This is a genomic window from Paraburkholderia sp. J69-1, assembly GCF_905220255.1.
Classification (GTDB): domain Bacteria; phylum Pseudomonadota; class Gammaproteobacteria; order Burkholderiales; family Burkholderiaceae; genus Paraburkholderia.
In genome coordinates, this window is record NZ_CAJMZG010000004.1 from 144485 (window position 1) to 169130 (window position 24646).

22 protein-coding genes are annotated in these 24646 nt (G+C 64.0%); 14 read left to right on the forward strand and 8 right to left on the reverse strand.

Features of this window, described 5'->3' with window-relative positions:
* Window positions 1-4: 4 nt before the first annotated feature.
* Window positions 5-1408 carry an OFA family MFS transporter gene (locus tag U5A67_RS08930; protein WP_199125061.1) on the reverse strand — a complete coding sequence of 468 codons (1404 nt, stop codon included), beginning with the start codon at window positions 1406-1408 and terminating at the stop codon, window positions 5-7.
* Between the two features lie 309 nt (window positions 1409-1717).
* Window positions 1718-2458 carry a PepSY-associated TM helix domain-containing protein gene (locus U5A67_RS08935; protein WP_415767799.1) on the reverse strand — a complete coding sequence of 247 codons (741 nt, stop codon included), beginning with the start codon at window positions 2456-2458 and terminating at the stop codon, window positions 1718-1720.
* A 326-nt stretch (window positions 2459-2784) separates the two neighbouring features.
* Between U5A67_RS08935 and U5A67_RS08940 the strand changes: the two genes are divergently transcribed.
* Window positions 2785-4713 (forward strand): DUF3857 and transglutaminase domain-containing protein, encoded by a 1929-nt coding sequence (locus U5A67_RS08940; RefSeq protein ID WP_321813764.1) that lies wholly within the window; start codon window positions 2785-2787, stop codon window positions 4711-4713.
* Window positions 4714-4734: 21 nt separating this feature from the next.
* Here U5A67_RS08940 and U5A67_RS08945 read toward each other — a convergent pair whose 3' ends face one another.
* Both U5A67_RS08945 and U5A67_RS08950 read right to left on the reverse strand, forming a co-directional pair.
* Window positions 4735-5784, reverse strand: a complete 1050-nt coding sequence (locus U5A67_RS08945) for a serine/threonine protein kinase (protein WP_321813765.1) — start codon at window positions 5782-5784, stop codon at window positions 4735-4737.
* Between the two features lie 175 nt (window positions 5785-5959).
* Entirely contained in the window at window positions 5960-6172 is a 213-nt protein-coding gene (locus tag U5A67_RS08950) for a hypothetical protein (RefSeq protein ID WP_205983046.1), read from the reverse strand.
* A 688-nt stretch (window positions 6173-6860) separates the two neighbouring features.
* Here U5A67_RS08950 and U5A67_RS08955 point away from each other — a divergent pair.
* Together U5A67_RS08955 and U5A67_RS08960 are read left to right on the forward strand one after the other, a co-directional pair.
* Window positions 6861-8102, forward strand: coding sequence for an MFS transporter (locus tag U5A67_RS08955; protein ID WP_321813766.1), 1242 nt, complete (start codon window positions 6861-6863; stop codon window positions 8100-8102).
* 313 nt (window positions 8103-8415) lie between these two features.
* Window positions 8416-8601: a hypothetical protein gene (locus U5A67_RS08960; protein WP_205983048.1), complete on the forward strand. Its 186-nt coding sequence runs from the start codon at window positions 8416-8418 to the stop codon at window positions 8599-8601.
* 83 nt (window positions 8602-8684) lie between these two features.
* On the opposite strand, the gene U5A67_RS08965 is transcribed toward U5A67_RS08960, so the two are convergent.
* Together U5A67_RS08965 and mgrA are read right to left on the reverse strand one after the other, a co-directional pair.
* Entirely contained in the window at window positions 8685-9722 is a 1038-nt protein-coding gene (locus tag U5A67_RS08965) for a fatty acid desaturase (protein ID WP_321813767.1), read from the reverse strand.
* Between the two features lie 187 nt (window positions 9723-9909).
* On the reverse strand, window positions 9910-10953 hold the full coding sequence (gene mgrA, locus U5A67_RS08970) for an L-glyceraldehyde 3-phosphate reductase (protein ID WP_321813768.1): 1044 nt from the start codon (window positions 10951-10953) through the stop codon (window positions 9910-9912).
* A gap of 248 nt (window positions 10954-11201) precedes the next feature.
* On the opposite strand from mgrA, the gene U5A67_RS08975 reads away from it, so the two are divergent.
* Window positions 11202-11408, forward strand: coding sequence for a DUF3185 family protein (locus tag U5A67_RS08975; protein WP_167063978.1), 207 nt, complete (start codon window positions 11202-11204; stop codon window positions 11406-11408).
* 74 nt (window positions 11409-11482) lie between these two features.
* Here U5A67_RS08975 and U5A67_RS08980 read toward each other — a convergent pair whose 3' ends face one another.
* Window positions 11483-12247, reverse strand: a complete 765-nt coding sequence (locus tag U5A67_RS08980; protein WP_205983052.1) for a phytanoyl-CoA dioxygenase family protein — start codon at window positions 12245-12247, stop codon at window positions 11483-11485.
* Window positions 12248-12825: 578 nt separating this feature from the next.
* Here U5A67_RS08980 and U5A67_RS08985 point away from each other — a divergent pair.
* The gene (locus tag U5A67_RS08985; protein ID WP_205983053.1) at window positions 12826-13185 is read left to right on the forward strand and encodes a hypothetical protein; all 360 of its coding nucleotides are present in this window, start codon (window positions 12826-12828) and stop codon (window positions 13183-13185) included.
* Window positions 13186-13332: 147 nt separating this feature from the next.
* Here U5A67_RS08985 and metK read toward each other — a convergent pair whose 3' ends face one another.
* Window positions 13333-14520 carry a methionine adenosyltransferase gene (gene metK, locus U5A67_RS08990; RefSeq protein WP_205983055.1) on the reverse strand — a complete coding sequence of 396 codons (1188 nt, stop codon included), beginning with the start codon at window positions 14518-14520 and terminating at the stop codon, window positions 13333-13335.
* A gap of 277 nt (window positions 14521-14797) precedes the next feature.
* On the opposite strand from metK, the gene U5A67_RS08995 reads away from it, so the two are divergent.
* The 9 genes from U5A67_RS08995 (at window position 14798) to hslU (ending at window position 24574) form a co-directional block, all read left to right on the forward strand.
* Window positions 14798-15682, forward strand: a complete 885-nt coding sequence (locus U5A67_RS08995; RefSeq protein WP_205983057.1) for a lipid A biosynthesis lauroyl acyltransferase — start codon at window positions 14798-14800, stop codon at window positions 15680-15682.
* A 144-nt stretch (window positions 15683-15826) separates the two neighbouring features.
* The gene (gene dapF, locus U5A67_RS09000) at window positions 15827-16693 is read left to right on the forward strand and encodes a diaminopimelate epimerase (RefSeq protein ID WP_321813770.1); all 867 of its coding nucleotides are present in this window, start codon (window positions 15827-15829) and stop codon (window positions 16691-16693) included.
* 214 nt (window positions 16694-16907) lie between these two features.
* Window positions 16908-17591 carry a DUF484 family protein gene (locus U5A67_RS09005; RefSeq protein WP_205983059.1) on the forward strand — a complete coding sequence of 228 codons (684 nt, stop codon included), beginning with the start codon at window positions 16908-16910 and terminating at the stop codon, window positions 17589-17591.
* A 42-nt stretch (window positions 17592-17633) separates the two neighbouring features.
* Window positions 17634-18587 (forward strand): tyrosine recombinase XerC, encoded by a 954-nt coding sequence (gene xerC / locus U5A67_RS09010; protein ID WP_205983060.1) that lies wholly within the window; start codon window positions 17634-17636, stop codon window positions 18585-18587.
* A gap of 146 nt (window positions 18588-18733) precedes the next feature.
* Window positions 18734-19939: a class I SAM-dependent rRNA methyltransferase gene (locus U5A67_RS09015; RefSeq protein WP_205983063.1), complete on the forward strand. Its 1206-nt coding sequence runs from the start codon at window positions 18734-18736 to the stop codon at window positions 19937-19939.
* 196 nt (window positions 19940-20135) lie between these two features.
* Entirely contained in the window at window positions 20136-21239 is a 1104-nt protein-coding gene (locus U5A67_RS09020; RefSeq protein WP_205983247.1) for a CobW family GTP-binding protein, read from the forward strand.
* Window positions 21240-21853: 614 nt separating this feature from the next.
* Entirely contained in the window at window positions 21854-22273 is a 420-nt protein-coding gene (dksA, locus tag U5A67_RS09025) for an RNA polymerase-binding protein DksA (protein WP_205983067.1), read from the forward strand.
* A gap of 392 nt (window positions 22274-22665) precedes the next feature.
* Window positions 22666-23202 carry an ATP-dependent protease subunit HslV gene (gene hslV, locus U5A67_RS09030; RefSeq protein WP_103702740.1) on the forward strand — a complete coding sequence of 179 codons (537 nt, stop codon included), beginning with the start codon at window positions 22666-22668 and terminating at the stop codon, window positions 23200-23202.
* A 25-nt stretch (window positions 23203-23227) separates the two neighbouring features.
* Window positions 23228-24574 (forward strand): ATP-dependent protease ATPase subunit HslU, encoded by a 1347-nt coding sequence (gene hslU, locus U5A67_RS09035; protein WP_205983069.1) that lies wholly within the window; start codon window positions 23228-23230, stop codon window positions 24572-24574.
* The last annotated feature ends 72 nt before the right edge of the window (window positions 24575-24646 follow it).

Sequence of the window (24646 nt, forward strand, 5' to 3'; positions counted from 1 at the left end):
CTCCTTATTTGCCGGCGGCCGCGAGTTGCGCGTCGCTCATGTGATGCTTCTCGTGCACGCGGCGCACCAGCAGGTTGCAGACGAAACCCACCACCAGCAGCGAAGCCATGATGTGAACGGTCATCGTGTAGGCATCGGCCTTGGCGACGCCGTGCGCAACCTGATACGCGCGCACGTAGTTCACCAGCACCGGGCCCGCCACGCCCGCCGCCGCCCATGCGGTCAGCAGACGGCCGTGAATGCCGCCGACGAAAGCCGTGCCGAACATGTCCGCGAGATACGCGGGCACGGTCGAGAAGCCGCCGCCGTACATCGACAGGATCAGGCAGTAGGCCAGCACGAACAGCACGATGTTGCCGCTCTGCGCGAACTGCGGCACCGCGTAGTACAGCACCGCGCCGAACACGAAGAAGATGAAGTAGGTGTTCTTGCGGCCGACCCAGTCAGACGCCGACGCCCACACGAAACGCCCGCCCATGTTGAACAGCGAAAGCAGGCCGACGAAACCGGCTGCCGCGCCTGCGGTCACGGTGTCCTTGAAGCTTTCCTGGATCATCACCGAAGCCTGGCCGAGAATGCCGATGCCCGCGGTCACGTTGAGGAACAGCACCAGCCAGATCAGGTAGAACTGCGGCGTCTTGAGCGCCTGATCGATATGCACGTGCGAGCGCGAAACCAGCTTGCCGCTCGTTGCGGGCGGGGTCCAGCCTGCCGGCTTCCAGTCCTTGGCGGGCACGCGAATCGCGATCGAGCCGATCGTCATCGAGATGAAATAGGCCACGCCGAGCACCACGAAGGTCTGCGCGACGCCCACGCTCGTGTCGCTGGAGAAGTGCTTCATCAGCATCACGGACAGCGGTGCGGCAATCATCGCGCCGCCGCCGAAGCCCATGATCGCGAGGCCCGTCGCCATGCCGCGGCGGTCCGGGAACCAGCGGATCAGCGTCGACACCGGCGAAACGTAGCCCAGACCCAGTCCGATGCCGCCAATCACGCCATAGCCGAGATACAGCAGCGCAATCTGATGCAGATAGACGCCGAGCGCCGAAACGAGGAAGCCGCCGCCGAAGCAGCAAGCCGCCGTGAACATCGTGCGGCGCGGGCCGACGCGTTCGAGCCACTTGCCGCCGAACGCAGCCGAGAGGCCCAGAAACACGATCGCCAGCGAGAAAATCCAGCCGAGCGACGTGAGCGTCCAGTCATCGGGCGACGACTGGGTAATGCCGATCACTTTCGTGAGCGGCGAGTTGAACACCGAAAAGGCGTAGGCCTGGCCGATGCACAGATGCACCGCGAGCGCGGCGGGCGGCACCATCCAGCGCGAAAAGCCGGGCGGTGCAATGGTGGCCTCCTTGGAAAAGAAGGGCGCGGCTGCGGTGCCGCGCGTCGAATCCGCAACGCTGCTCATTGGTCGGTCTCCCTGGGAAGCGTATGTTCGTCATCACTGTGCAGGCGCGCGATTTGTTATGGAGACCGGCCAGAAAGGCATTTTCAGGCGGTTTCGAACGGTTGGGTGCGCGCGGCTGCACGAAGCACTTACGTGCCGGAATTCCGGCACGCCCGAACGTTAGTGCGACAACCGGGCACTTGGCAATATGAGATAGCGATGCATATGAGGCTGGTGCAGCGCAATAACGCCGCCGGCAGCCTCTTCGAGGCAGGAAGGAGAGCGAAGAAAATGCGGATAAAACGGGATGTGTAGCGTTTTTGCCGCGCCTTAAAGCAGGCCGATGGCAAAGGCCGCCGCCACCGAACCGAGCACCAGCACCACGCCCACGGTCTTTTTGCGATTAAGTTCGGTCCATAGCAGCACGCCGGTGAGGGAAAGCAGAATCAGGCTGCCGGCGATGGTGTCCATCAGCAACACCCAGCCGATGCCCATGCCCACACCGCGATGCAGATTGTTCAGCGTGGCGAAGAACGCACTCTGCGTGCGCCGCACGGAAACCGTGCTGTTGCCCACCCAGTATTCGACGGCGATGCTCTCGTGCGGCCCCATCAGCGCGAATTGCCAGGATTCGGGCTGCACCACGCTGCGATCGCCCCACGCGACCGGATGCGCCTTCTCGCGGCGAATCTTGCCGGGCTTGCCGTCGAATTCGAGGGTTTGCTGGAGCCAGCGCGCGAGCGCTTCCGGCTTGGCCGGACGCTGCGCCGGATCGGCGGGCAGCGCGACCTGCATTTCCTTGACCTGCGCGGTGCCCGACGAGATGTGCAACGGCCCGGCGCGATGGTTGAGCAGGAAACCAGTTACGCCGAACAGCAGGCCCAGCACCGCGCCCCATAACCCGACCCAACCGTGCACCTTGCGCAGCCACTTGATGAAATTGGCGCGGCGCGAGCGTTTGCGGCGCGCGGCCAGATCGGCGGCATCGAGGGGCTGGCCCGCGCGCCGCACGACATCGGCGATATCGGGGGTCGTAGACTCGATCAGGGGCTCGTCAAGACGGGCGTTCACGGCACAGCTCCAGGCATGGCGGACGCCGCTCGAAGCACGCGCCCAGCTTACAATTGAGAATGGTTATTATTACATAGCAGAAAGCCATCTGACAGATTGGGATGCGGCGAAGCTGCGAAGCTGGAATGGGAAAGCGGCAAAAATGCCCGAAATCGGGCTGAAATCGCCGGATTCCTGGCACTGGAAGCGCTTTTATCGCCTATGTGCGGGGCGCCCGCTTGACAAGGAATTAGCCTGACTTTTAAGTGAGGGGATTGCCTGAATCTGTCTTGAACCACCCACGTCAGCCGTCCCCACAACCGCCGCGCCGTCAACGGAACGCCGCCATGCGCCACGTCCTCGTTCTTCTCATCGCTGCTATCGGCACGGCTATCGCCCAGACTGGCTGGGCGGGCAGCGAGCCCGCTTCCGCGCCTTCGGTCAGCAGCCAGGCGCCCTACACGAACGAAGCGGAAACGCAGACCTTCACCATCAACGCGGACGGCTCCTACACCAAGCTCGACTCGCTCACGCTGCGCGTGAACACCGAAGCCGGCATTGCGCGCGCGGGCCAGTACTACGTCTGGTTCAACCGGGAGATGGCGCACGTCGACATTCTCGAAGCGTGGACCGAGGACGCCCAGGGCGGCCGCCATGACGTGCGGCCCGACCAGATCCGCGACGTGCAGGAAGTGCGCTCCTTCGACGCCCCGATGTTCCAGGACGTGCAGGACAAGGTGATCGTGTTTCCGGCCGTCGCGCCCGGCGCGCGCGTGCATCTCACGTGGCGCAAAACCCAGCGCGTGCCGCTCGTGCCCGGCTGGTTCAGCGACTTCACGCCGCCCGACATGGCGCCCACGCTCAACTTTCGCGCCATCTACGATCTGCCCGCCAACGTGCCGCTTTACGCCGACGCGCGCGGCTTCACGTCGATCAAACCGGTCACGGCGAACGGCCGCACGCGCTACGAATATCGCTACGACAAGGCGAGTTTCGATCGCCTCGAATATGGTTCGGTTTCCTATGTAAGTTATGGGGACCGTCTGATGGTGTCGACGTTTCCCGATTACGGCGCGTTCGCGAAGGTCTACCGCGAAGCATCCACCGACCCGAGCGCGCGCGACGCGGCCATCGTGCAGCTTGCGCAGTCGCTCACCGCCCGCGACGCGACACCGCGCGCGAAGGCGCAAACGCTCTACGACTGGGTGCGCCGCAATATCCGCTATGTGGCGATCAATGTCGGGCGCGGCGAGATCGTGCCGCATCGCGTCACCGAGGTACTCGCCAACCGCTACGGCGACTGCAAGGATCACGTGGCGCTCTACGGCGCGCTGCTCGACGCCGTGGGCGTGCGCAACGTGCCTGCGCTCGTCAACAGCGGCACGATCTATACGCTGCCCGCCGTGCCCGGCTTCGGCGTGATCAACCATGTCATTACGTGGTTGCCCGATCTGCAGATGTTCGCGGATTCCACAGCGAACAACGTCGAATTCGGCTATCTGCCCTCGACCGACATGAATCGCGAAACCGTGCTGGCCGGCGACGGCACGCTCATGCGCACGCCCGCCACCGCGAACACCACGCGCGATAGCGATCTCGACATCACCGTGGCGCCCGATGGCTCCGCGCGCTTCATCTATCGGCTCGAATCGACGGGCTGGGCCGCCGAGCAGACGCGCAGCGTGCTGCGTCTGCAAACGCCCGCGCAGCGCGAGGAATCATTGCAATGGGAATTGCGTAACGCCAATCTGCGCGGCGAGGCGAAGCTTGCATCGAGTCCGCTGGAGGCCACCGGCGGGCCGCTGATCGTGACGCTCACGGGCACGCTGGACAGCTTCGTCGATCCGCAGATGACCACGCCCGTGCCCACGCTCACGAGCCTCGTGGGCGGGCTGGACGCGAGCCTGCGCTACTGGCTGGGCGAGCCGCGCCGCACGCAGCCGTTCGTGTGCCGCAACATGGTGGTGACCGAGCGCGCGCGCATTGCGTTGCCGCCGGGTCTGCGCGTGCTCGACATGCCTTCGCCGCAGCACGCGGGCAATGCGTTTATCGATTTCAGTTCGGACTATGCGCTCGATGCGAACGCCAATGTGCTGCGCGTCAAGCGCACGGGCCGCACGCATTTCCCAAGCGATGTCTGCAGTGCCGCCGATTTCGCGCAGATGCGCCCGGCGTTCGAGACGATGGCGCGCGATCTGCGTGCGCAACTGATCGTGAAACCCGAGGCGAAAACGGCCTCGGGCACGAGCGCGCAGGGGAATATCACGCGCGATTGATGGAACGCTCTGACGACGCGTTCAAACCGGCCAGAGCGGCCCTTCCTGCATGGCGCCAATCTGCTCGCGCAATTCGAGAATGCGCTCTTCCCAGTAGCGCTGCGTGTTGAACCACGGAAACGCCGCCGGGAACGCGGGATCGTTCCAGCGCCGCGCGAGCCACGCCGAGTAGTGAATCAGCCGCAAGGTGCGCAGCGCTTCGACCAGATGCAACTCGCGCTGATCGAACTCGCAGAAGTCCTCGTAACCGGCGAGCAGATCCGCAAGCGCGCGCGACGCATCGGCACGATCGCCGGGCAGCAGCAGCCACAGATCCTGGATCGCGGGCCCCATGCGGCTATCGTCGAAGTCGACGAAATGCGGGCCGGCGTCGGTCCACAACACGTTGCTCGGGTGACAGTCGCCATGCAGACGCAGCGGGCGCACATCGCCCGCGCGTTCGAACGCGGCTTCCACGCCTTCCAGCGCGAGACCGACCGCAGCCTGCCACGCGTCGCGCACATCGGCGGGCACAAAACCGTGTTCGAGCAGAAACGTGCGCGGCTCGTAGCCATAGCTTTCGATGTCGATGGCAGGACGCTCGCGATACGGATGCAGCGCGCCCACCGCATGAATGCGGCCGATAAAACGGCCGATCCATTCGAGCGTTTCGCTGCGATCGAGATCGGGCGCGCGGCCACCGCGACGCTCGAACAAGGAGAAGCGAAAACCTTCGTGCTCGTGCAGCGAGCGGCCTTCGAGCACCAGGGCGGGCACGCCGGGAATTTCGCGCGCGGCCAGTTCGGCCACGAAAGCGTGCTCTTCGAGAATGGCCTCGTCGCTCCAGCGCCCCGGCCGATAAAACTTGGCGACGAGCGGCGCTTCGTCTTCCACGCCAATCTGATAGACGCGGTTTTCGTAGCTGTTGAGCGCGAGCATGCGGCCGTCGGTGCGACGGCCTGCGGGCATCAGCACGCCGTCGACGGCGTCGAGCACGCACTCGGGCGTCAGGCGCGCGTAGGGCGCGAGCGAATCTCCCGCAGCGCCGGATTTGTCAGCCGCGTCGGAAGAAGAGGAGGTGTGATCGTTCATCCCCGCATTGTGCATCTTGCGGGCCGCGGCGGCGAGTTGCGCGCTGCGTCCGGCGTAATCGCGGCGTGCGGATCGCACACGCCGCGTACATGCGCTGCGGGGTTGAGGCGCTGCGCATTGCGCACGCCAGGGAGCGGAGCGCGATGGCGCTACCGGTCAGGACAGGTACTGAAGCTCAGTGAACCTTGGCACCGGCGGGCATTACCTGCTCGCCCGTATCGATCAGATCTTCCAGAAAAAAGGGCTCGGTATTGAGCTGACGCGATGCGCCGGGTTCGCCGACGTACCACGTCACCATGGCCATGTCGCCGAGAATACGCATCACGATGCCGCGTGCGTCATGAGGCACGGCGATATGGACGGTGCGGACAATAGAACCGATTTGCATGATGTTTCCCCGTTCCCAAGTCAATGCCGTCTTCCCCGCAGGAAAGGCCGGTCAGTGTACTGACAAAAACCCGTGCGCATACGAGGTTGCGCACACATTCAACCTGCGCCGGCAGCCTGCCGCACACTCCATTGCATCGTCGCGCGACATGATGACGAAACCGCGACGATACCCGCAGGAGCGCACGTGCGTGCTAAACCGGTTTACGCATTGTTGCCTTTTTGGCCCCGCGCGCAAAGCAAAAAAATAGGGGGGCCGATCCACGCGCAACACGCTGTATTCACGTGCCGGGCGTATCGACCCCACCATCACTTTCGCACGAAGCCCGCGCGCCTGCAGTGCTATCCGCATGCGCCGCCAGCCCGGCAAAAGGCTGACTGTACCAGATGGTGAACCGGCTTCCTGAAGTTCAGCATGCTGACGACCGGGCACGAAAGGGCAGACCATAACCCATATCGACGACATTTCCGTGACGCTTGCACTTGCGCGCTACACCGGCCGCGAATCGCATCGAATGCGCATTGTGCCGTTGAAATAGCGATATTCAGTTGCGCACGCAACAACATGAGCGCGCGCGTCGCACAAAAACAGGCGCTAAAAGTGCGGATCGGCACGGCAAGGTTCGCGCAACAGGCGTATCGTTGCGCCTTTGCGATTTTCGCCAGCTTTTCACTAAGGAGTCCATGTCGTGACTGCATCATCGGGCGCCGGCAGCAAGGCCGCCCCTTCGGCCATTCCGTATATCGAGCGCGGCACGCGTGAGTTCTGGCGCGCGAGTCTCGCGCTGCTGTTCGCGGGCTATGCCACGTTTTCGCTGCTTTATTGCGTGCAGCCGCTGTTGCCCGCGTTCTCGCAGACCTTCGGCGTGAGCCCCGCGCAAAGCAGCCTCTCGCTGTCGTTCAGCACGGCCGCGCTGGCCTGCGCGATCTTCGTGGCGGGCTTCGTCTCCGAAGGCTGGAGCCGCCGCACGATGATGACAGCGTCGCTCACGGCGTCTTCGCTGCTCACCCTCGCGGTGGCGTTCGTGCCGCACTGGAACACGCTGCTGGTGCTGCGCATGCTCGAAGGCATCGCGCTGGGCGGCGTGCCCGCCGTCGCCATGGCCTGGCTCGCCGAAGAGATGCACCCCGAAGGCCTCGGCCTTTCCATGGGCCTGTACGTGGGCGGCACCGCCATCGGCGGGATGGCCGGGCGGGTCATCACCGGCATCTGCACCGACCTGTTCGGCTGGCGCGTGGCGGTTGCCGTGATCGGCGTGCTGGGGCTCGCGTCGATGTTCGCGTTCCGCTCGCTTTTGCCACCCTCGCGCCATTTCGTGCCGAAGAGCGGCCTGGGCTTCGCGCATCATCGCGCGGCGCTGCTGCGCCATCTCGCGCGGCCCGGCCTGCCCGTGCTGTTTTCGCTGGGCTTCGTGCTGATGGGCAGCTTCGTCACGCTCTACAACTACATCGGCTACCGGCTGATCGCGCCGCCCTACAACATGAGCCAGGCGGCGATCGGCGCGATCTTTCTCGTGTATCTGACCGGCGTGGTCGCGTCGCCGTGGTCGGGCCGCATGGCCGATACCTTCGGGCGCGGCCGCGTGCTGATCGTCAGTCTTGCGCTGATGCTGATCGGCGTCGTGCTCACGATGTTCGCGCCGATCGGCGCGATTGCGGCGGGCATCGCGTTTCTGACGATCGGCTTTTTCGCGGGCCATTCGGTGGCGAGCGGCTGGGTCGGACGCCTCGCGCGCGAAGCGAAAGGCCAGGCGGCGGCACTCTATTTGCTGAGCTACTACCTGGGTTCGAGCATCATGGGTTCGGTCGGCGGTCACTTCTGGGCCGCGTTTGGCTGGGGCGGCGTGGCGGGTCTCGTGGCCGCGTTGCTCGTGCTGGGCCTGGCTGGCGCGAGTCTGCTGCGCAAACGCGAGCGGGCCGGCGCGGCCTGATCCGACGCGTCACCTGGACACAGCCGGACACAGCCGGCGCCACGCAGAACGCATCGCCGGAACCGACTGACGAAAGCTGTTCGTAACCTTGAAGATGTGGCGCAAGCGTGTTGCAGCGCACCCGGCACGGCGGCGCAAAGTCCCGCCAGGCGGGGCCACGCAGCGAGGCGCAGACAACACAGCAGCACGTCTGCGTGCCTCCACGTTTGCAGCCCTCACCTATACTCGATTCAGGGCCGAAGCTGCCGCGTCGCGCGCGACGTTATCGCGGCAGGAAGGACACTCGCCGGCCCCTAATGACAAGGAGACGAGCATGTCAGGTTATTTCACGATCGGCGACTTCGTGATGATCATCCCGATGGCCCTTGCAGGCGCGCTTTTTCTGGGAGCCGTGCCCTGCTCGACCGAATTCAGACATAACTCGTTGCGGATCATCGGCGCGTTGATCGGAGCGCTCGCGGCGGTCGCGCTAGTCGAAACGCTGCCTGCGTTGATGTAACGCGTTGAAGTAACGATCCGGCGCTTTATCCGTCCATGTTTTACCGCACGCGCCCTTCAGGGCGCGGGTGATCCTGTATGCGTCTAACGCACCCCAACGCCCGGCTGCAAACCGCGCAACTGCCGTAGCGCCGCGCGCCAGTAGGCTTCGCGCTTTGGCGCGCCGGTAGCGGCCGCGGCTTCGGCGAGATCCGGCAACACGGTCCACGGCAAGGTCGGATACAGATGATGTTGCCGATGCAGATGGTGATTCATCAGCATCAAGCCAACCACGCGCGGCACGCGAAAATCGCGCGCACGCCCCGGTTCGTCGAGCGCGACGCCGTAATGCGGCAGGTTATCCGCCAGCGACAGCCACAAACCGCGCAGATACATCGCCAGCACGAGCACCGGCCAGGCCTTCCCGTACAGCGCGAAAGCGCCTGCATAAAGCACGATCGAACCGAGCCAGTCGCGCCGCGCGCGGCGGCGTTTCGTAGGGTCCTGCACGTGGTTCGAGAAAAGACGCTGCACCTGCGCGCCTTCTTCGCCCTGCGCGGCCACACCGCGCTCGATCACCGTGCGCGCGAGGCGCACCGGCACGAACGCCAGCAGCGGCGCGAGCAGTTCCGCCACATAAAGACCGCCGAGCAGACGCACATACCAGGCGATGCGGCGCATCCAGCGCGGACCGTGCGCATCGTCGACATCGGGACGATCGAAGGCTTCGCGCGTGAAGCGGTGATGCATCAGGTGTCCGAAACGTACCGCGTCGAACGGCATCGCCAGTCCAATCGCCAGCAGCCGCGCGAACGCTTCATTGGCGCGGCGCGAACGCAGCAATTGACCGTGGATGCCTTCGTGAATCAAACCCCAGTGCGCGGGCGTCGCCAGCACGACCGGCACGAGCGTCGCCAGCAGCGCTAGCGTTGGGCCGCCTGCGGCATGCAGCAGCAAGGGCAAGCCGACTAGCTGATAAACCAGCACCAGCCCGGTTACGCCGATCAGCGCGACGTTCGCGCGCACCGGAATCGCGCGCCGCAACGCCGCCGTGGCTGGCCGCGCGGCAAGTGGCTCCGCATTGACCGCATGGGTCGCATCGACCTCGGCGGACACAGGACGAACGGCGCTCGTAGACTCCATCGGCATACCTCGCGGCAAAGACTGCCGCGAAAATAGCAGCGCCGCGTGACAGCGAGAAGGCGCGCGTCTTGCAGCGCATTACGACCGCGCGAACGCGTGCAAAGCACGCTCTGCATCGACGAAAAAAAACCGCCTCGCGCGAGGCGAAGCGGTTTCCATACCTTGCACGCGAACGCGCATCAGCGCGTCAGATTGCCTGATCGGTCGACGGCTTTTCCCACAGATTGATGCCGCCTTCGGTCGCGAAGCGATCGATTTCGGCGAGTTCTTCCGCCGAGAATTCGAGGTTCTTCAGCGCCGCGACGTTCTCGCGCACCTGCTCCGCACGGCTCGCGCCGATCAGCGCCGACGTCACGCGGCCGCCGCGCAGCGTCCACGCAATCGCCATCTGCGCGAGGCTCTGGCCGCGACGCTGGGCGAGTTCGTTGAGCTTGCGCACGTGCTCGATGTTTTCCGGGCTCAGATGCTCGCTCTTAAGCGAGCCGCCGCCCGGACGATTCACGCGCGCATCTTCGGGCACGCCGTTCAGATACTTGTTGGTGAGCAGACCTTGCGCGAGCGGCGTGAAAGCGATGCTGCCCGTGCCGATGTCTTCGAGCGTATCGAGCAGGTCATGCTCGATCCAGCGGTTGAGCAGGTTGTACGACGGCTGATGGATCAGCAGCGGCACCTTGTACTCAGCCAGCAGCTTCGCCATTTCGCGCGTCTTCTGCGCCGAGTACGACGAAATGCCCACATACAGCGCCTTGCCCTGCTGCACGGCCGTGGCAAGCGCGCCCGCGGTTTCTTCCAGCGGCGTTTCCGCATCGAAACGATGCGAATAGAAGATATCGACGTAATCGAGACCCATGCGCTGCAGGCTCTGGTCGAGGCTCGCGAGCACATACTTGCGCGAGCCGCCGCCCTGACCGTACGGACCCGGCCACATGTCCCAGCCTGCCTTCGACGAGATCAGCAGTTCGTCGCGGTACGGGCGGAAATCGTCCTTGAAAATACGGCCGAAGTTGGTTTCCGCGCTGCCGTAGGGCGGCCCGTAATTGTTGGCGAGATCGAAGTGCGTGATGCCGAGGTCGAAGGCCGTGCGCAGGATTTCACGCTGCGTCGAAATCGGCGTGGTGTCGCCGAAGTTGTGCCACAGGCCGAGCGACAGTGCCGGCAACTTGAGTCCCGACTTGCCGCAAAAGCGGTATTGCATCTCCGAATAGCGTTCAGCAGCTGCTTCGTAGGCCATCTTGAATCCTCGAACGAGAACTGGTTTCAGAAAGTCCGGCGGCGGCGCGCAAAGCCTGCGCATATTGCGCGAATAACGCAGCAATAGCGCCATAAACGCCCCAAATAGCGGGATATGGCGCACCACGCGGCTTGCCATGCTAGCCGATCCGCGCGCTCCTTGCAGATGTCCATCATGTGGGACAGGACAATGGACGTTGCCGCCGCGCTCACCTACACTGCGGCGTCCGTCCCTTGCATGGAGTCTTTATGGTCAAAGCGCTTTCGTTCGCGCTGATCGCCTGCGGCGTCGCGCTGCTTTACTTCGGCGGTCAGTCGTTTCACTCGTTCTCGAACGACGTTTCGCGCATCGTCACCGGCGCGCCCACCGACCGCACGATGATCCTGATCGTGGCTGGCGCGGCTGCAACGGTCGCCGGCCTGACCGGTCTGGTGGTATCGGGACGCCGGCGTTAAGCCGACGCCCTTCAAGACGACACCGGGCGACACCAGGCGACACCCGGCAACGCCGGGCGTCATCGAGCCTGGCTTCAGAGCAGCTTGACCTCGGGCAGCGAAGCCGAGCGCGTGCCCGGCAGCGGCACGTTGCTCGCGCCGTGGTAGGTGTAGACGAGCGAGAACTTCACGTCGTCGCTCTGGTTCTGCCCCGCCGAGTGCAGCGTATTGCAGTGGAAAAACACGACATCGCCCTTTTGCAGCGTGGGCGATGTCGCCTTGTCGATCCATGCCTGGTTGTCCGGCAGATCGGAGCGGAAAAACTTCGCGCTGTCGAAGCTGCCCGACGTGAACGGCGCCGTATGCGAGCCCGGCACGAACCACAGGCCGCCGTTCTCGATGGTTTCCGGCCCAAGCGCGAGCCACACCGAAACCAGATCGTCGCGCTCGAACGACCAGTAGCGCACATCGCGATGCCAGCCGGTCAGGCTGCCGTAGGCGGGGTGCTTGGTCATCATGCAGTTGTGATGCACGCGCGAAAGCACCGGCTCCTCGCCGAAATACAGCTCCATCCAGCCCGCGATCTCGGGCGACGTCGCCCACTCGCGGAACAGCGGATGACGCCCATGCGCGTCGAGCAGACGCCGCACCGTATGGCCGCCGGGCGCGTCCTTCGAATCGGGCGCGCCGGGATATCGCAGATCGGCTTCGAATTCGAGCGGCGCCACGGCCGCCTCCAACTGCTCCTGCGCCACGCGCTTGATCTCGTCGCACCGCTCGGGCGAAACGAGCCCCGGCACGACCACGAAACCGCGCTCGTGCAGCGCCTGCACCTGTTCCTTCTTTGACTGGACTGACATGAGACTTCCGTTATTCGAGGCCTGCAAAGACCGCGGCCATCCGGACCGCGGCTGCGGCGCCGCGCTCGATGCGTTGATGCACTAGAAGCGCGCCGTCCGCTCGATTGTAAGAGCGCGCGCACGCGGCAGGAAGCGGCGCGCGCACGCATCGATGCTCACATCGACGCACATCGATGAAGCAGCACCGCACCGGCATGGCGACTAAGGGCGCGATGACATGCATCAAGAACGCGCGGGGAACCGGCGGGGGCGGGTATTAACCGACTTTCGGGCGTCATGATTCGCGTGTAGTCTGCCCGCATGCTGTTTTTCCACAAAGAACATCTATCGCGCGGACGAACCGCCGTCGAGCCTTGGCCCACCGGGGCCGCGGCCCTTTCAGGTTCATCCCGGCGCGCCCTCTCCCGCCCTGCGCACACCAGCCGGCCAGCCCTGCGTTTCCCTTTATTGTGACCACGCTAAAAATAGGCACGTTTGGTGCTGTGGATAGGGCACGCACCGCACGCACACCTGCTCGAATCGATGCGCCGCTCATGGCGCGCTTCGAACTTCGTACCGAATCCGACACTGCCCACACCATGAATACCCTTTCCGATACCCGTCGCATGAGCCATGCTGCCCTGAAAGCGGCGCGCCCCGCCCGCCGCCATGTCGTGCGCGCCCTGCGCCACCATGCCGCGCGCACGCGCGCAATCGCTCAACAGGTCCGCGCAGCGCATCCGGTCGACAACATGCGCACGTGGTTCCACACGTTCTTCTCGGTGCTGCGCCAGCGCGCCGGTTCGCGCCACTTCTCGCTGCGCACGCTGCTGTATCGGCCGAATGCGACGCTGCGCGCGCTGGCTGCGCCGTCGACCGTGCATACGGCCCGCAACGCGCGCCGGCCGCGCCGTAACACGCCCAGCAGCGAAGGCTGGTTCGGCTTCGCGATGCGCTAAACGACGCGTTAAAGCGCGGCGGCATGCCACGCCGCACCGCATAACAAAAAACCCCGCCCGGGCTTGCGCCCTGCGGGGTTTTTCTTTGCGCGACGATGAACGGGAAAGCTGGCGTCAAACCAGCCTTCGCGCAGCGTGCTTCGCGGCTTAAGCGAGCGCGCCAACCGGCTCCGTGCCGGCCGCTTCGGCCAGCGCGAGCGCCTTATCGGTCGCTTCCCACGAGAATTCCGGCTCTTCGCGGCCGAAGTGGCCGTAAGCAGCGGTCTTTTCGTAGATCGGACGCAGCAGGTCGAGCATCTGGATGATGCCCTTCGGACGCAGGTCGAAATGCTCGCGCACGAGCTTCGTGATGGTGGCGTCCGAAACCTTGCCCGTGCCGAACGTGTTGACCATCACCGAAGTCGGCTCGGCCACGCCAATGGCGTACGAAACCTGGATCAGGCAGCGCGATGCCAGACCGGCGGCGACGATGTTCTTCGCCACGTAACGGCCCGCGTAAGCGGCCGAACGGTCGACCTTCGACGGGTCCTTGCCCGAGAACGCACCGCCGCCGTGCGGGGCTGCGCCGCCGTACGTATCGACGATGATCTTGCGGCCGGTGAGACCGCAATCGCCCTGCGGGCCGCCGATCACGAAGCGACCGGTCGGATTGACGAGGAACTTGATGTCGCCCTTGATGAGGTCGGCCGGCAGCACCGGCTTGATGACTTCTTCGATGACGGCTTCGCGCAGCGTGGCCAGATCGATGTCCGGCGAGTGCTGCGTCGAGAGCACGACCGTGTCGATCGCGTGCGGCTTGCCGTCGACGTAACGCACGGTGACCTGCGACTTCGCGTCCGGGCGCAGCCAGGGCAGACGGCCGTCACGGCGCAGGTTCGACTGGCGCTCGACCAGGCGGTGCGAAAGGTGGATCGGCAGCGGCATCAGTTCGGGCGTTTCGTCGCACGCATAACCGAACATCAGGCCCTGGTCGCCAGCGCCTTGATCGAGGTTGTTGTCGTGCGCGCGGTCGACGCCTTGAGCGATGTCCGGCGATTGCTTGTCGTAAGCGACGAGCACCGCGCAGCCGCGGTAGTCGATGCCGTAGTCGGTGTTGTCGTAGCCGATGCGCTTGATCGTGTCGCGCGCGACCTGGATGTAGTCGACGTTGGCGGTCGTGGTGATTTCACCGGCGAGGACGACGAGACCCGTGTTGCACAGCGTTTCCGCTGCAACGCGCGAGTATTTGTCCTGCGTGAGGATGGCGTCGAGGATTGCGTCCGAGATCTGGTCGGCGACCTTGTCCGGATGGCCTTCCGAAACCGATTCGGAAGTGAAGAAATAGTCGTTTGCCACGTGTAAGGCTCCTTGTAGCTGGTGACGGTTAATTTCACGTAGCCAGCTTCGGGAGCTTTGAAGCGGCGACGCTTTAGCGGATTTCCTGGTCCAGTTGGTCATGACCGCACACTTAGCTCCGTGGCGCGATACATGGCGAACCGGCTTCGCCCCGCAAGTTGTCAGTTAACTCGGCGAAGCCCGTATTATAGCGACTTCCCTAATTTGTCGCAGAGTCACACCGCGTGTTGTCAATCGTTTTCTCCACTGCTACCTGGCACGTCACGGGAGTCGCCGCATGCTAGGCAAACTCGGCTCACGTTTCGCCATTGGTCTGCTGAAACTATTTGCGATCCTACCCTATGGTTTCGTCGCTCGTCTGGGAGACGGGCTGGGCTGGCTGCTGTACCAGATTCCAAGCCGCCGCAAGCGCGTCGTCCATACCAACCTGCGCCTGTGCTTCCCCGAATGGAGCGAGGAAAAGCGCGAGGAAGTCGCTGGCCTGCATTTCCGCCAGGCGATCCGCAGCTATATGGAGCGCAGCGTGCAGTGGTTCGGCTCGGCGAAGAAGCTCGAAAAGCTCGTCCAGCTCGACAGCGAAATCGACCTGACCGATCCCAATCTGCCGCCGACGCTGTTCCTCGGCCTGCATTTCGTGGGGATCGAAGCGGGGTCAATGTTCCTGAACTACTCGCTGCATCGTCCGTGCGGATCGCTGTATCAGCCGTTTTCGAACCCCGAATTCGAAGCCGCCGCGAAGGCCGGCCGCAGCCGCTTCGGCGCCGAAATGGTCAGCCGCGCGGACAGCGCGCGCGCCGTGCTGCGCTGGCTGCGCGACAAAAAGCCCGTGATGCTCGGCGCGGATATGGACTACGGCATGCGCAACTCCACCTTCGTACCCTTCTTCGGCGTGCAGGCCTGTACGCTGACGGCGGTCGGGCGGCTCGCGAAAGTCGGTCATGCGCAGGTCGTGCCGTTCATCGGCGAGGTGCTGCCCAATTACAAGGGTTATCGGCTGAAAGTCTTCAAACCTTGGGAAAACTATCCGACCGGCGACGATGAACTCGACGCGCGTCGCATGAACGCGTTTCTCGAAGAGCAGATTCCGCGCATTCCCGAGCAGTATTACTGGGTGCATAAGCGGTTCAAGACGCGGCCTGAGGGTGAGGCGAGCGTGTATTGACCGGCTGCGCGTCGACGTGAAAAGCCGCCTGCGGGCGGCTTTTTGCTTGCCGGCCGTTTTCGATGCCCGCTACCGGCGCCGGGCCACCGTGTATCATTCGCTATTCGCCACGAATCCTCTCGCAGCAAGGAACAGAAGCAAATCGTGAAGCTGAAATTCACCAAGATGCACGGCGCGGGCAACGACTTTGTCGTGCTCGACGGCTATACCCAGTCGCTTACGCTCACGCCCGAACGCGTGCGCGCGCTCGCCGACCGCCATTTCGGCGTTGGCGCGGATCAGTTGCTGGTGGTCGAAAAGCCGACCATCGACGGCGTCGATTTCCGCTATCGCATCTTCAATTGCGACGGCGGCGAGGTCGAGCATTGCGGCAACGGCGCACGTTGCTTCGTCAAATTCGTGCGCGACCACAAGCTCACCGATGCGCGCAGCGTGCGCGTGCAGGTCCAGAAGGGCGTGCTCACGCTCGTCATGCAGGACAACGGCGAAGTCGTGGTCGACATGGGCAGCCCGGTGTTCGAACCGGCACAGGTGCCATTCGATGCAAACGGCCTCGACGGCCGCCGCGAAGGCAACGACACGCTCTGGCCGCTCGACATCAACGGTCAGACGCGCTGGATTTCGGCGGTGTCGATGGGCAATCCGCATGCCGTGCAGATCGTCGACGATACCGAAGCTTTTGCGGTGCTCGAAGACGGTCCCGTGATCGAGAAGCACGCGCGCTTCCCGAACAAGGTGAACGCGGGCTTCATGCAGATCGTGTCGCGCAATGAGGTGAAGCTGCGCGTGTTCGAACGCGGCGCGGGCGAAACGCTCGCGTGCGGCACGGGCGCGTGCGCGGCGGTGGCCGCGGGCATTCGCCGCGGTCTGCTCGATTCGCCGGTGAAGGTGCATACGCACGGCGGCATGCTCACGATCGCCTGGGACGGCGCACGCGACGAAAACGCCGCGCTGAGCATGGCAGGCCCGGCCACGACCGTGTTCCAGGGCGAGATCGAGCTTCAGGACTAAGGCTTAAGGCATTCCTGTCGAAGCGCCGATGAAACCCGCGCTTCGACATCCGCGCGCAGCATTGCAGGACCCAGCACTACGCAAGACCTTCCGCGTCGCGATTGCATCGGCATGCATCTGGATGCAATCGTGGCGTGTCACGATATATCGCCTCATCCGGCGCGCAACCGCGCGCTGCTTCCTGACCGAACGCGCTTATTGACGTGCTAACAACATGACCGATCGCGAAGTCGCCGATTATCTGCTTGCCAACCCTAACTTCTTCGTCGAGCACGCCGAACTGCTGGTCTCGCTCAAACTGGGCAATCCGCACGGCAAGGCTGCCGTGTCGCTCCAGGAGCGCCAGATGGAGATGCTGCGCGAGAAGAACAAACACCTGGAACTGCGTCTGTCCGAGCTGCTGCGCTACGGCCACGAGAACGACAGCATCGCCGCGAAGATGGTCCACTGGACCTCGCTCGTGCTCGCCGAGCGCGATCCGCACGCGTTGCCGCGCATGATCGCCGAGCGTCTGCGCGAGGAATTCGACGTGCCGCAATCGGCGCTGCGTCTGTGGGATGTCGCCGAAACCCACGCGCAGGCGAGTTTCGCGAAGCACACGGGCGAAGAAGTGCGCCTGTTCGCGGCCAGCCTGGAGACGCCGTATTGCGGCGCGAACACCGGCTTCGAAGCCGCGCAATGGCTCGACGGCGCCGAAGGCGAGCCGCAATCCGTTGCAATCATCACGCTGCGCAAGCGCGTGAGCGATGAAGAGCGCGACCCGAGCGGCGAGCCGTTCGGTCTGCTCGTGATGGGCTCGCCCGATCCGCGCCGCTTCCATGACGGCATGGGCACCGATTTCCTGCGCCAGATCGGCACGCTCGCCAGTGGCGCGCTGGCCCGTCTGCTGCCGCATTGATGTTGCATCGAAGCTGTTTTTAACCGTACCGAAGCCGCCACCGTGAACCCGACCGATCCGATCGCCGATTACCTCGACACGCTCGAGCACGTGCGCCGGCTCTCGGCGCACACGCTGCGCGGCTACGCGCACGAACTCGACGAGCTGAAGAAGCTCGCCAACGGCCGGCCGCTCGAACGGGTCACGCCCGCCGAGGTGCGCGGCGCCGTGGCGCGTGCGCACGCGGGCGGTCTGTCGGCGCGCTCGATCGCGCACCGGCTTTCGGCGTGGCGCGCGTTTTATCGCTGGCTCGCGGGCCGCATCGAACTCGACGCCAATCCGGTCGCCGCGGTGCGCGCGCCCAAGCGCGCGAAGACGCTGCCCAAAGCGCTTTCCGTCGATGACGCCACGCGTCTCATGGAGGCGCCCGGCGCCGCAAGCGAAGCCGCCGCCGGCAGCCTGGAAGCGCTGCGCGACCACGCGATGCTGGAACTGTTCTATTCGTCGGGGCTGCGGCTGGCCGAACTCGTGGGTCTCGACGTGCGCTACGTGCGGCGCGACGGCTATGAATCGGCGGGCTGGCTCAAGCGCGATGCCGCCGAAGTCGAAGTGCACGGCAAGGGCGATCGCCATCGCCTCGTGCCGGTCGGGCGCAAGGCGCTCGATGCGATCGACGCCTGGCTCGCCGTGCGCGACGCCTGGGTCAAGCACGACGACGCCCCGCTGTTTCTCTCCGTGCGCGGCAATCGCATGGCGCCCGGCGTCGTGCGCGAGCGCGTGAAGCGCGCCGCGCTGGTGGCCGGGATTCCGGCGAACGTCCATCCGCACGTGTTGCGGCACTCGTTCGCCACGCATCTGCTGCAGTCGAGCGGCGATCTGCGGGCCGTGCAGGAACTGCTCGGCCACGCCAGCATCGCGGCGACGCAGGTGTACACGTCGCTCGATTTCCAGCATCTTGCGAAGGTGTACGACAACGCGCATCCACGCGCGAAGAAGCGCGACGAATCGGGCTCGTAAGCAGACACATACGCACGGACGTAGCAAGCCCATAAGCAGGCCCACAAGCCGACAAAGCTTCGCCGCGCATCCACCGTTTTCAGCGCGTCCAGCGCTCGCATGCGCAGCCATCTGGACGACGCCGCATCATTGGCATCACATCCATCATGAACATCGTCACACTCAAGCCGTCGAAAGAAAAATCCCTGCTGCGCCGCCATCCGTGGGTCTACGCCAACGCGATCGATCGCGTCGACGGCAAGCCCGCTTCCGGCGCCACGGTGATCGTGCGCGCGCACGACGGCCGCTTCCTCGCGCGCGCCGCGTACAGCCCGCATTCGCAGATCCGCGCACGCGTCTGGAGCTTCGACGAAAACGAACCCATCGATCACGCGTTCTTCAAGCGCCGCGTGCAGCGCGCACTCGCGCATCGTCAGGCGATGGTGCGCAACACGGGCGCCGTGCGTCTGATCTTCGGCGAAGCGGACGGCCTGCCCGGCCTGATCGTCGACTGGTACACGGAAGACGTCGCGCAGAACGCGCGCGGCCAGCTGGTCTGCCAGTTCATGGCGGCAGGCGTGGAAGCGTGGAAAGAGGCCATCGTCAACGCGCTGACGCAGGCCACGGGCTGCCCGAACGTCTACGAGCGCTCGGACGTGTCGATCCGCGAAAAGGAAGGCCTGGAGCCCATCACCGGTCTGCTGGCCGGCGACGAGCCGCCCGAAACCATCATCGCGAGCGAAAACGGCGTGCGTTATCACGTCGACGTGCGCAAGGGCCACAAGACCGGCTTCTACGTCGATCAGCGCGACAACCGCGCGCTGGTGCAGACCTACGCCGATGGCCGCGACGTGCTCAACTGCTTCTGCTACACGGGCGGCTTCTCGCTCGCGGCGATGAAGGGCGGCGCGAAGCGCGTGGTGTCGATCGACTCGTCGGGCGAAGCGCTGAACACCGCGCAGAAGAACGTGCAGGCCAACGGCTTCGACGCCGACCGCGCCACCTGGCTCGACGCCGACGCCTTCAAGACGCTGCGCCGTCTGCACGAAGAAGGCGAGCGTTTCGATCTGGTCGTGCTCGATCCGCCCAAGTTCGCCGCTTCGCGCGAGCACGTGGATCGCGCCTCGCGCGCCTATAAGGACATCAATCTGACCGGTTTCAAGCTGCTGCGTCCGGGCGGTCTGCTGTTCACCTACTCGTGCTCGGGCGCGATCGACGCGGAACTGTTCCAGAAGATCGTCGCGGGCGCGGCCGCCGATGCGAAAGTCGATGCGCGCATCATCAAGCGGCTGGGCGCGGGCGTCGATCATCCACTGCTCACGGCGTTCCCGGAAGGCGAATACCTCAAGGGCCTGCTGTTGCAAATCGCCTGAAACGGCCCTATCTGCGCTTGATTCGCGCACGCGGACATGCCGCGATCCGGCCCCGGATCGTCGCCACTCCTGCGTGTGCGCCGCAGATATGATTCAATAGATAGTTATGTTGTAACACTGGCGACAGAGCGCGCAGACCGCGCGACGCGCCGCGTCCTCACCCGACACTCATCAGGCACAGAGCATGGCAAACAGCATGATTCCCGTCACCATCCTGACCGGCTTCCTCGGCAGCGGCAAGACCACGCTGCTCAAGCGCATCCTCAACGAGAACCACGGCATGAAGATCGCCGTGATCGAGAACGAGTTCGGCGAAGAGAACATCGACAACGAAATTCTCGTGCAGGACAGCAACGAGCAGATCATCCAGATGAGCAACGGCTGCATCTGCTGCACGATCCGCGGCGACCTCGCACGCGTGCTGGGCGACCTCGCGCAGCAAAAGCGCGACGGCAAGCTCGACTTCGAGCGCGTCGTGATCGAAACGACCGGCCTCGCGAATCCGGGCCCGGTCGCGCAGACGTTCTTCATGGACAACGAGATCGCCGACACCTTCCTGCTCGACGCGATCATCACGCTGGTCGACGCCAAGCACGGCAACAAGCAGCTCGACGAACACGAAGTCGTGCAGCGTCAGGTCGGTTTCGCCGATCGCATCTTCGTCACGAAGGCCGATCTGGTCGATGCGAAGGAAGTCGCCGATCTGCGTCACCGCGTCCTGCACATGAATCCGAAGGCGCAGGTGCGCGAAGTGAACTTCGGCGAAACGGACATCAAGGAAGTGTTCGATCTGCGCGGCTTCAATCTGAACGCCAAGCTCGAAATCGATCCGGACTTCCTCGCCGAAGACGATCACGAGCACGCGCATGATCACGCGCACGCACACGACGATCACGGCCACGCGCATGACCACGCCGATCACGCCGATTGCGATCACGACCACGGCAAGTGCTCGCACGAAGGCCACGATCACGGCCATCACCACCATCACGCGCACCACGACGACAAGATCAAGTCGTTCGTCTATCGCAGCGACCGCCCGTTCGATCCGAACCGCCTCGAAGACTTCCTCGGCGGCATCCTGCAGATCTACGGCGAGCACCTGCTGCGCTACAAGGGCGTGCTCTACATGAAGGGCGTCGACCGCAAGGTCGTGTTCCAGGGCGTGCACCAGATGATGGGCAGCGATCTGGCCGCCAAGTGGCTGCCGATCGAAAAGAAGAACAGCAAGATGGTGTTCATCGGCATCGATCTGCCGAAGGATCTCATCACCGACGGTCTCGACGCCTGCCTGGTTTAAGGCGCGTCTGAAACGCTAAATCCGCGTATCAGACCAGTTTGATGTCGCTTTGATGTTTGCACGCCCGGCTTTCACGCCGGGCGTTGTCGTTTTTAACGGCATTTATCGGCCTTGCAATGCGTGCAATTGCGTCTTTCCGTGCGTCGCGCATCAAATAACGTACCCGACCATCGCTTTTTCACGATTGGCGCGTTATATTTTCTGGATATCGATCGTAAGACGAAGCTGCGAACGCAGGGATTTCCCGCTTGCGGCGCGAGTTTGCGGTTCGGTTACAATACGGCCCCACTGGAAGAGAGGCGCCCCGGAGTCTCCCAATATCGGTTTCCGGCTATTTCGGGCAACAATCGCCCCCGGCCGCGCATCGCGTCGCAGCGCGCAGCCGGTACGAAATATGCCTCAGGAGCATCTGAACCACGGTTTCCAGAGGAGTTCGGCCCCGCAGCGGCGCTCAGGCGTCACGACAATTCACCGTCCGTGCCAGCCGGTGCGCACCTTGGCGCGAAAAAGCGCGCGCAAAAACGCGGTTTTGGGTGGTAAAGGCCACTGCGGGCAACACAAAAGTGCAGGCAAACTGTGCCAGTTTTGCCTCACTCATTGAAGAAGCAAGCCAGATGACGACGACACGACTCTTGACCGAAGCCGAAATCCTGAAGATGAGCGACAAGGATTACATGAACGAGGATCAGCTCGCCTTCTTCAAGAACCGGCTCGAACAGCTGCAGGCGGAAATTCTCCGCAATGCGGGACAGACCACCGAGAACCTGCGTGAAACGGTGATCGTGCCCGATCCGGCCGACCGCGCAACGATCGAGGAAGAGCATGCGCTCGAACTGCGCACGCGCGACCGCGAGCGCAAGCTCCTGAAGAAGGTGCAGCAATCGATCGCGCGCATCGAATCGGGCGATTACGGCTGGTGCGAAGAAACCGGTGAGCCGATCGGCATTCCGCGTCTGCTCGCCCGCCCGACCGCTACGCTCTCGCTCGAAGCGCAAGAGCGCCGCGAACTGCGCCAGAAGCTGTTCGGCGACTGACCGGCTGCCGGCTGCGCCACGTACCCCGTGAGCGCTTGCCGGATCGACTGCCTTCTCGAAGAAGCGCACGGAGCCCCGTGCGCTTTTTTATTTGCGCGTGCCGCCCGCGTGCGCCAATACGCATCCCGCTCCCGCCCGCGTCGCACGCCTCTTCGGCGTATTCAGCGCGCTTATCCCGTTTTCTGCGCCGCGCACTCTTGAAGTGCCCGCCGCCGCCCTAAACTTCTATCGACACGCCCGCCAGCGCGTCCTGATGCACGGCTTTGTGCAAGTCCGAAGCCCATTCGCCAGGCACGCGCGGCGCGTACCGAATCCCGATGGCGCGGCAACGCGGAAATGACCTCCGCAGCCGCGCCAGTCTCTACCTGGCATCAACGGTAAAAGGAACGCACATGGAGCAATTTCACGGCACGACGATCGTATCCGTGCGGCGCGGCGACAAGGTCGCCCTCGGCGGCGACGGCCAGGTCACCCTCGGCAATATCGTCATGAAGGGCGGCGCGAAGAAGGTGCGGCGCATCTACGGCGGCAAGGTCATGGTCGGCTTCGCCGGCGGCACTGCCGACGCGTTTTCGCTGCTCGACCGCTTCGAAGCCAAGCTCGAAAAACATCAGGGCAATCTCACTCGCGCAGCCGTCGAGCTCGCCAAGGACTGGCGCACCGACCGCATGCTGCGCCGTCTCGAAGCGATGCTGATCGCCGCCGACGCCACCACCACGCTCGTCATCACCGGTAACGGCGACGTGCTCGATCCCGAAGGCGGCATCTGCGCGATCGGTTCGGGCGGCTCGTACGCCCAGGCGGCCGCAAAAGCGCTCGTCGACAACACCGACCTCTCGCCGCGCGAGATCGTCGAAAAGTCGCTCGAAATCGCGGGCGACATGTGTATCTACACGAATCACAACCGCGTGATCGAAACCATCGAGTAACCCACCAGGACGACAAGGAATCACGATGAGCACCATGACTCCCGCCGAGATCGTCTCGGAACTCGACAAGCACATCATCGGCCAGGCCAAGGCCAAAAAGGCCGTGGCTGTCGCGCTGCGCAACCGCTGGCGCCGTCAGCAGGTGGCCGAGCCACTGCGCCAGGAAATCACGCCGAAGAACATCCTCATGATCGGACCGACGGGCGTCGGCAAGACCGAAATCGCCCGCCGTCTGGCCAAGCTCGCCGACGCGCCGTTCATCAAGATCGAAGCCACCAAGTTCACCGAAGTGGGCTACGTGGGCCGCGACGTCGACAGCATCGTGCGCGATCTCATCGAAATTTCGGTGAAACAGACGCGCGAAACGGAAATGCGCAAAGTGCGCAGCAAGGCCACCGATCAGGCCGAAGACCGCATTCTCGACATCCTGCTGCCGGGCGCGCGCCCGGTCGGTTTCAGCCCGTCGGAAGCGGCGCCTGCCGAAGGCGATAACGCCACGCGCCAGACCTTCCGCAAGCGTCTGCGCGAAGGCCAGCTCGACGACAAGGAAATCGAACTCGACGTCGAAATGCCGCAAGCCGGCATGGACATCATGGGTCCTCCGGGCATGGAAGACATGACCGAGCAGATCCGCTCGATGTTCGCCAATCTGGGCGGCGGCAAGAAGGCGCGCCGCAAGGTGAAGGTCAAGGAAGCGCTCAAGCTGCTGACCGACGAGGAAGCGGCCAAGATGCTCAACGACGAAGAGGTCAAGCAGAAGGCCGTGCAGAACGTCGAGCAGAACGGCATCGTGTTCCTCGATGAAATCGACAAGATCGCCTCGCGCAATAACGAAGGCGCAGGCGGCGGCGAAGTGTCGCGCCAGGGCGTGCAGCGCGATCTGCTGCCGCTCGTGGAAGGCACCACCATCAACACGAAGTACGGGATGATCAAGACCGATCACATCCTGTTCATCGCCAGCGGTGCCTTCCATCTCGCGAAGCCGAGCGATCTGATTCCCGAACTGCAGGGCCGTTTCCCGATCCGCGTGGAACTGGAATCGCTGTCTGTCAAGGACTTCGAAGCAATTCTGGTCTCCACCGACGCAAGCCTCGTCAAGCAGTATCAGGCGCTGCTCGCGACCGAAGACGTGCAGCTCGATTTCGCCGAAGACGGCATTCGCCGCCTCGCGGAAATCGCCTACTCGGTCAACGAGAAGACCGAGAATATCGGCGCGCGTCGTCTTTATACGGTGATCGAAAAGCTGCTGGAAGATGTGTCGTTCGCGGCGGGCAATCATGCCGGCCAGAGCGTGACCGTCGATGCGGCTTATGTCGACAAGGCGCTTGGCGAAGTCTCGCAGGACGAGGATCTGTCGCGCTACGTGCTGTAAGCCGTGCTGTAAGCGCGCCCGGCGTTTTCTCGCTGCACCAGCAAAAAGCCCTGCAAATGCAGGGCTTTTTTC